The 7,951-nt window shown below is 68.2% G+C and carries 6 protein-coding genes; 3 read left to right on the top strand and 3 right to left on the bottom strand.

Annotated elements, in window-relative coordinates; translation table 11 throughout:
* The 3 genes from QSK36_RS42830 to QSK36_RS42820 form a co-directional block, all read left to right on the top strand.
* Positions 1-538, top strand: a 538-nt coding sequence (locus QSK36_RS42830; RefSeq protein ID WP_285786412.1) for a cellulose binding domain-containing protein, incomplete at its 5' end; no start/stop codon positions are given.
* A gap of 37 nt (positions 539-575) precedes the next feature.
* The gene (locus tag QSK36_RS42825) at positions 576-2,048 is read left to right on the top strand and encodes an arabinofuranosidase catalytic domain-containing protein (protein ID WP_285786411.1); all 1,473 of its coding nucleotides are present in this window, start codon (positions 576-578) and stop codon (positions 2,046-2,048) included.
* A 215-nt stretch (positions 2,049-2,263) separates the two neighbouring features.
* Positions 2,264-4,630: a ricin-type beta-trefoil lectin domain protein gene (locus QSK36_RS42820; RefSeq protein WP_285786410.1), complete on the top strand. Its 2,367-nt coding sequence runs from the start codon at positions 2,264-2,266 to the stop codon at positions 4,628-4,630.
* A 261-nt stretch (positions 4,631-4,891) separates the two neighbouring features.
* On the opposite strand, the gene QSK36_RS42815 is transcribed toward QSK36_RS42820, so the two are convergent.
* From QSK36_RS42815 to QSK36_RS42805, 3 genes are all read right to left on the bottom strand, one after another.
* Entirely contained in the window at positions 4,892-5,719 is an 828-nt protein-coding gene (locus QSK36_RS42815) for an SAM-dependent methyltransferase (protein WP_285786409.1), read from the bottom strand.
* 105 nt (positions 5,720-5,824) lie between these two features.
* Positions 5,825-7,195, bottom strand: a complete 1,371-nt coding sequence (locus QSK36_RS42810; RefSeq protein WP_285786408.1) for an extracellular catalytic domain type 1 short-chain-length polyhydroxyalkanoate depolymerase — start codon at positions 7,193-7,195, stop codon at positions 5,825-5,827.
* 105 nt (positions 7,196-7,300) lie between these two features.
* Positions 7,301-7,951: lectin (locus QSK36_RS42805; RefSeq protein WP_285786407.1), on the bottom strand; the 651-nt coding region annotated here is incomplete at its 5' end.

Genomic DNA, 7,951 nt, shown 5'->3' with positions numbered 1-7,951 from the left:
CGGCTGGCAGACCTGGACAACCGTCTCCTGCCCCGTCACCGGCGCGACCGGCACCCACGACCTGTACCTCAAGTTCACCGGCGGCAGCGGCTACCTGTTCAACCTGAACTGGTGGCAGTTCACCGGCGACGGGCCGACCACCAGCCCCTCACCCACGCCTCCGACCTCCCCCTCACCCACGCCCCCCGCTTCGCCGTCGCCGTCACCGTCGCCCAGCCCGACGATCACGCCCACGCCGAACGGCGGCGCCTGCAACGCGACCTACCGCACCACCAACACCTGGTCCGGCGGCTACCAGGGCGAGATCACGGTGACAGCCGGCAACGCGCCCATCAACGGCTGGACCGTCAAGTGGACCCTGGGCAACGGCCAGACCATCAGCCAGGTCTGGAACGGCACGCTGAGCACCGCCGGCTCGGCCGTGTCGGTGACCAACGCCTCCTACAACGGCTCACTCCAGCCGTCCGCCTCCACGACGTTCGGCTTCCTCGCCGGCGGCACCCCGTCGACATGGTCCCTCACCTGCACCGCCGCCTAAGGACGACGGCGTTGCGTCCCCCGATCGGAGGAATCTGGTGAACACGAGGAGAAGACTCGTCCGCCTCATCCTGGCAGCGCTGGTCCCGCTGTCCGTGCTGTTCGCCTGGGCGGTCGCCGGGCAGGCGCCGGCGCAGGCCGCCACGTCGCTTCCGTGTGACATCTACGCCACGGGCGGGACGCCGTGCGCGGCGGCGCACAGCACCACCCGCGCGCTGTTCGCGTCCTACAACGGGCCGCTCTACCAGGTGCAGCGCGCGTCCGACCGCAGCTACCGCGACATCGGGCTGCTGGAGGCGGGCGGGTACGCCGACGGGGCCGCGCAGGTCTCGTTCTGCGCGAACACCTCCTGCACGATCACGAAGATCTACGACCAGACCGCCAACCACAACGACCTGCCGATCTCGTGGGGCGGCTTCTGGAAGGGCCCCGGCCCCAACGGCTCCGACATCGGGGCGGACGCCATGGCCCTGCCGGTGACCGCAGGCGGGCACCAGGTGTTCGGGATCAAGAGCACCCAGGGCACCGGCTACCGGATCGACAACGCCAGGAACGTGCCGACGGGCAGCAAGCCCGAGGGCATCTACATGGTGACCTCGTCCAACTACGTGAACCAGTGGTGCTGCTTCGACTACGGCAGCGGTGAGAACTCCCACAACGACACCGGCAACGCCACCATGAACGCGATCTACTGGGGCACCGCCTGCTGGTTCAACAACTGCACCGGGACCGGCCCGTGGGTGGAGGCCGACCTGGAGAACGGGATGTATCACACCAACACCGGCTCCAACAAGGATCCGAACAACTCCGGGGTGCACTACCCGTTCGTCAGCGCCTGGCTGAAGAACAACGGCACCACCAACTTCACCCTCAAGTACGGCAACGGCAACAGCGGCGGGCTCACCAGGACCTTCTCGGGCCCGCTGCCCAACGGCTACTCGCCCATGCGACTGGAGAGCTCGATCCTGCTCGGCACCGGCGGCGACAACAGCCCCACCGGCCAGGGGATGTTCTTCGAAGGCGCGGTCACCAACGGCTACCCGTCCGACGCCACCGAGGATGCCGTCCAGGCCAACATCACCTCCGTCGGCTATTCCATGTCGGGCGGCGGCACCCCGCAGCAGGGGGAGCAGATCGTGGGCGGCCAATCCGGCCGGTGCCTGGACGTCACCGGTGTCTCGCAGAACAACGGCACCCAGGTGCAGCTGTGGGACTGCAACGGCCAGAACAACCAGCGCTGGACCTACACCTCCGGCAAGCAACTGCAGGTGTACGGCACCAAGTGCCTCGACGCCAACGGGCAGGGCACGAGCAACGGCACCCAGGTGATCATCTGGGACTGCAACGGGCAGGCCAACCAGCAGTGGAACGTCAACTCCAACGGCACGATCACCGGCGTGCAGTCGGGGCTGTGCCTGGACGCGAACAATGCCGGCACCGCCAACGGCACGAAGATCATCCTCTGGGCCTGCAACGGCGGAACCAACCAGCAGTGGAGCAGGCGCAGCTGACCCGGCGGTGAAACGAGGACGCGCTGCCGCAGGGCTCGGGGGCCTGCGGCGGCGCGCCTCCAGTACGGCGGCAGCACGTCACGCGACGTCGATGCCCAAGTCCCCGGCACCCGGCCGTGGGCGTCCCTGACGGCGCCCGCCCTCGGCCGGTCTGTCGCCATGTCCATTTCGCCCTACCTCATCGAAAGGACCCCATGAGTCGGCGAAGAGAAAGAATGGCGCGCGTCGCCATGAGTGTGGTGGTCGCGCTCCTGTCGGTCGCGATGTCCCTGGTGGCCGTGTCGCCGGCGCGTGCGGCGGTCGGGATCACGATCAACGGTGGTTCCGGCGGCCGTACCTTCGACGGTGTCGGCGCGATCAGCGGCGGCGGAGGCAACAGCCGCCTGCTGGTCGACTACCCCGAGCCGCAGCGCAGCCAGATCCTCGACTACCTGTTCAAGCCGGGGTACGGCGCCTCGATGCAGATCCTCAAGGTCGAGATCGGCGGTGACACCAACTCCACCGACGGGGCCGAGCCGAGCCATCGGCACACCTCCGGCGACCTCGACTGCAACCGGGGTTACGAGTGGTGGCTGATGGAGCAGGCCAAGGCCCGCAACCCCAACATCAAGCTGGTCGGTCTGGCCTGGGGCGCCCCGGGCTGGCTGGGCGGCGGCAACTTCTGGTCGCAGGACACCATCAACTACCTGGTCGACTGGCTCGGCTGCGCGAAGAACAGCCACAACCTGACCATCGACTACCTGGGCGGCTGGAACGAGAAGGGCCGCGACCTGAACTGGTACGTCAACCTCAACACCGCCCTGGACTCGCGTGGCTTCGGCAACGTGAAGATCATCGCCTCGGATGACTGGGGCTTCGGCGTGGCCGACGACGCGGCGAACAACACGGCCTTCCGCAACGCCGTCGACGTGTTCGGCGGGCATTACGTGTGCGGCTACCGAGGCGCCCAGTCGAACTGCCCCAGTTCCACCACCGCGATCAACTCCGGCAAGGTCCTGTGGGCCAGTGAGAACGGCTCCGACGACTACAACGACGGAGCCAAGGCGCTGGCCAGGGGCATCAACCGCGACTACATCGACGGGAAGATGACCGCCTACATCAACTGGCCGGTCATCGCCGCGATCACCCCGAACCTGCCGTTCGCCACGATGGGCGTGGCGGTCGCGCCGCAGCCCTGGTCCGGTTACTACGCCATCGGCAAGAACGCCTGGGTCATGGCGCAGACCACGCAGTTCACCGCGCCCGGCTGGAAGTATCTGGACGCCTCCACGGGCTACATCGGCGGCAACCGCAACAACGGCAGCTACGTCTCGCTGAAGTCCACGAACAACACCGACTACAGCACGATCATCGAGACGATGGACGCCACCGCGGCCCAGACGCTCAACTTCAACGTGACCGGCGGGCTGTCCACCGGGCAGGTGCACGTGTGGGCGACCAACCTCAACTCCGGCAACTCGGCCGACTACATGGTGCACAGCACTGACATCACCCCGTCGAACGGCGCCTTCTCGCTGACGGTGCAGCCGGGGTACGTGTACTCGATCACGACCACGACGGGTCAGGGCAAGGGCACCGCGACGAGCCCGACCCGGGGCTCGATGCCCCTGCCGTACTCCGACGACTTCGACTCCTACGCCGTGGGCCGCGAGGCGAAGTACCTCTCGGACATGCAGGGCTCGTTCGAGATCGTGAACTGCGGCGGCGGCCACTCCGGCCGGTGCGTGCGCCAGATGGCCCCGCGCCAGCCGATCCTGTGGACCGGCGGCTCCCACCCGTACGCCCTGCTGGGTGACCTGGGCTGGAGCAACTACACCGTCTCCACGGACGTGATGCTGGAGCAGAGCGGCTACGCCGAGATCATCGGCCGGGCGGGCGCCCAGCACTCCTTCGGCCCCGAGGGACTGAACGCCTACTACCTGCGGGTGACCGACGGCGGCGCCTGGCAGATCATCCGCAACAACGTCGACAACGCGATGACCACGATCCGCAGCGGGAACGTGGCCGCGCTCGGCACCGGCCGCTGGCACACCCTGGCCCTGGGCTTCTCCGGCAGCACGATCACCGCGAGCATCGACGGGACCCAGGTGGGCTCGGTCACCGACGGCACCTGGGGCGCCGGCCAGATCGGCGTGGGCACCAGCACGACCGAGACAGCCCAGTTCGACAACCTGTCCATCACCCCCGGCCAGGGCGGTCCCAGCAACGGCAACATGCTGCGCGGCCTGGCCAGCGGCCGGTGCGTGGACGTGCCGAACCAGTCGCAGACCAACGGCACCCAGGTCGCGCTGTGGGACTGCAACGGCGGAGCCAACCAGCAGTGGACCTACACCTCCGGCAAGCAGCTCCAGGTGTACGGCAGCAAGTGCCTCGAGGCGGGCACCGGCAACGGCTCCGCGGCCGTCATCAACAGCTGCGGCGGCGGTGCCAACCAGCAGTGGAACCTCAATGCCGACGGCACCGTCACCGGTGTCCAGTCCGGCCTCTGCCTGGACGCCAACAGCGCCGGGACCGCCAACGGCACGAAGATCATTGTGTGGTCCTGCAACGGCGGCGGCAACCAGCAGTGGAGCCGCAACTGAGATGACACGGTCGCCCATGGCGGCGACCTCCGACCCCACCGGTACGACCTGTCGCCACGCCCGCGGACCATTGTGGTGGTCCGCGGGCCGGGCAACGAGTCCTGCCGATCCACCCGACCACGACCGACGTCCGTAACCGACGCAGAAGTCAGGAATGCGCGGCCCGGGATCCGGGCCGCGCATTCTTAGACGAACCTCTTCACCCGCGACCGCACCGCTTCCCGAATCGTTCATGGAGCAGGCGCCGCCCCGGTCCTTCGATCAGGGCTTGATCGCGACTCCGCCGTAGGCCCAGGCGTGACCGCCGCCCGGGATGTGTTCCTGGTGCTCCTTGTCGTCCGGCCGCCACTTCACCACCTCGACCACGCCCGGATCGACCACGTGCCAGCCCTCGAAGAACCGCACCACGTCGGCGTGCGTACGGGGGACCATGGGCGCGGTGCTCTTGTCATAGGGCTTGGTGAAGTCCTCCTCCCGCAGCCGGGGCGCGAAGTCGAGGGTGATGTGCGACAGCAGCAGCCGGCTGCCCGCGGGCACGGCGGCCTTGATGCGCTCCACCGTGCCGTACGGATCCTCCTCGTCGGTGACGAAGTGCAGGACGCCGGCCAGGATGACGGCGACCGGACGCGTGAAGTCGATCACGGCCAGAACCTCGGGGTGGGACAAGATCACCTCCGGCTGCCGGAGGTCGGCCTCGATCACCGTGGTCATCCCCGTGCCGGTCAGCAGAGCGCGGCCGTGGACCAGGACGATCGGGTCGTTGTCCACGTAGACCACCCGCGCGCCGGGGTCGATCTCCTGCGCGATCTCGTGGGTATTGCCCTGGGTGGGGATGCCGGTGCCGATGTCGAGGAACTGCGAGACACCCGCCTCGGCGAGGTGGCGCACCGCCCGGCGGAGGAAGGCCCGGTGGGCGCGGACGCCCTCACGAGTGCCGGGAGACAGCTTGACCAGTTCCTCGGCCGCCTCACGGTCGGCCGCGAAGTTGTCCTTGCCGCCCAGCAGATAGTCGTACACCCGAGCCGGGTGCGCCACCGCGGTGTTGATCCGCGCGGCGGCCGCGGCCCGGGCCTCTGTCAGATCGGCCACCAGCGCTCCTGGTCGTCTCTCGGTTCCATCGAACATCCTCCGCTGGGGCGATGACCGCTGTGATGGTGACGCATCTCTCCGTGATCTTTCTGTGATCGAAGAGGGCTACGCCACACTGCAGGTCACGCCGTTGAGGGTGAACGCGGTCGGCTTGGCGGCGTTGCCGGTGTGGGTGGCCTGGAAGCCGATATCGGTGGAGGCTCCAGGGGCCAGCGAGCCGTTGTAGCTGACGTTCTTCGCGGTGACCTGTCCGCTGGTGGGGGAGTAGGTGGCGTTCCATCCGTTGGTGATGGTCTGTCCGCTGGGGAGGGTGAAGGCCAGCGACCAGCCGTCGACGGCCGAGGAGCCGGTGTTGGTGATGGTGAAGTTCTCGGTCAGGCCGTTGTTCCAGGCGTTCACGGTGGCGCTGACCCGGCAGGGGCCCGAACCTGCGGTTGGCGACGGGGACGGCGACGGCGTGCTGCTCGGCGACGGGCTGGGCGAAGGTGTGGGCGAGGGGGTGGGCGATGGGGTCGCTGACGGGGTGGGTGAGGGGGACGCCGTTGTGGTGCTGTCGAGGCCGAGGAAGGAGATGGCGTAGGCGAGCTGGCCGCTCATCGGCAGTTGGTGGCCGACGCCGGAGATGCTGATGCCTTCGACGGTGGCCTGGGTGCCGGTGTTGCCGTAGCGGGTGCGGGTCCACGACGACTGCGGGTGGTCGGTGAAGGAGGGGGTCTGGCTGAGCCCGTTGAGGTTGGTCCACTGCTTGATCTCCTCGCCGAAGTTCGGGTAGGCGAGGGTGGTGTCGGTGGTGCCGTGCCACAGCTGCATGCGGGGGTAGCGGCCGGTGTAGCCGGGGTACATGGCGCGGGCCTGGTCGCCCCACTGCTGTGCGGTCTTGATGAGCTGGCCGCCGGAGCACTGGCTGTTCCACAGTGAGCCGTTGGTGGTGGCGAAGCAGCCGGCGGGTACGCCGGAGAAGGCCGAGGCGGCCGAGAACACGTCGGGGTATTCGGCGGCCAGGACGTTGGTCATCATCGCGCCGGAGGAGAAGCCGCTGACCACGATGCGGGCCGGGTCGACGTTGTAGCGCTGCCGGGTGTAGGCGACCATCGCCATGATGCCGGTGGAGTCGCTGCCGCCGTCGCGCTTGAGCGCGGCGGGGGTGGACACGTCGAAGCATGATCCGCTGCGGGTGGCCTCGGGGACCACGATGATGTAGCCGTAGCGGTCGGCGGCGGTGACGTAGTCGTGCCCGTTGCCGTTGAAGATGGCGCTGGCCGATCCGCTGCAGTAGTGGACCAGGACCAGCAGCGCCGGCCGTGCCGCGACCCTGTCGGGCACGTAGAGGTACATGTTCAGGTTCGTCGGGTTGGTGCCGAAATTGGTCACCCGGGTCAGCGACGCCGCCGCGGCGGGCCGGACCCCGAGGAACATTCCCGCCACCACCAGAGGCAAGGCGACGGCCGCCAGTATCACTCTGAGTCGTTGTTTCACGCTATTTCCTCGAGTTGGGTCTGGGAGTGAGCCGTCCGGCAGACTCCGTAATGGACGTGGCCGTGGTCGCCTTCGGCGAAGGCGACCACGGCGGGAACCTCACCGTCAGACGCGGGTCCACTTCTGGTTGTTCTGGCCGTTGCAGGTCCAGATTTGGAGCTTGACGCCGTTGGCGGTCGAGTAGTTGGGGACGTCCAGGCACTTGTTCGCGCCGACCGCCGTGATGGTGCCGTCGGAGTTGAAGCGCCACTGCTGGTTGTTCTGGCCGTTGCAGTCCCAGATGATCACGCTGGTGCCGTCGGCGGTGCCGCCGCCGTTCACATCGAGGCATTTGCCGCCGTAGACGCGCAGCTCACCGGCACTTGTCTGCGTCCACTGCTGGTTGCTCTGCCCGTTGCAGTCCCAGATCTGCACCTGGGTGCCGTTGACCTGCGAGACGCCGGTGACGTCCAGGCAGCGGCCCGACCCCACCCCCCGGATGGCATTCGCGGAGGAGGTCGGCGTCGCGCTGGGGGTGCCGCCGCCGGACTGGCCGATGCTGCCGGGGACCGACTGGAGCGCCGCGTACCAGGCGGCGGCCATCTTGTCGTAGCCGTTCGCGGTGGGGTGGATGCCGTCGATCAGATCGCCGGTGGTCAGCTTGCTGTGCATGTCGACCAGGTGGACGTGCTTGCCGCTGTTGGCCTTGGACTGCACGATGCCGGGGATCGCCGCGTTGAAGGTGCGGGCGGCGGCCTCCTGGCCGGAGTTCGACAG

This window comes from Microbispora sp. NBRC 16548 (assembly GCF_030268985.1).
In the GTDB taxonomy this organism is placed as follows: Bacteria; Actinomycetota; Actinomycetes; order Streptosporangiales; family Streptosporangiaceae; genus Microbispora; species Microbispora catharanthi.
The sequence above is the reverse complement of the archived record's forward strand: the minus strand, read 5'-3'. Positions and strand labels throughout refer to the sequence as shown.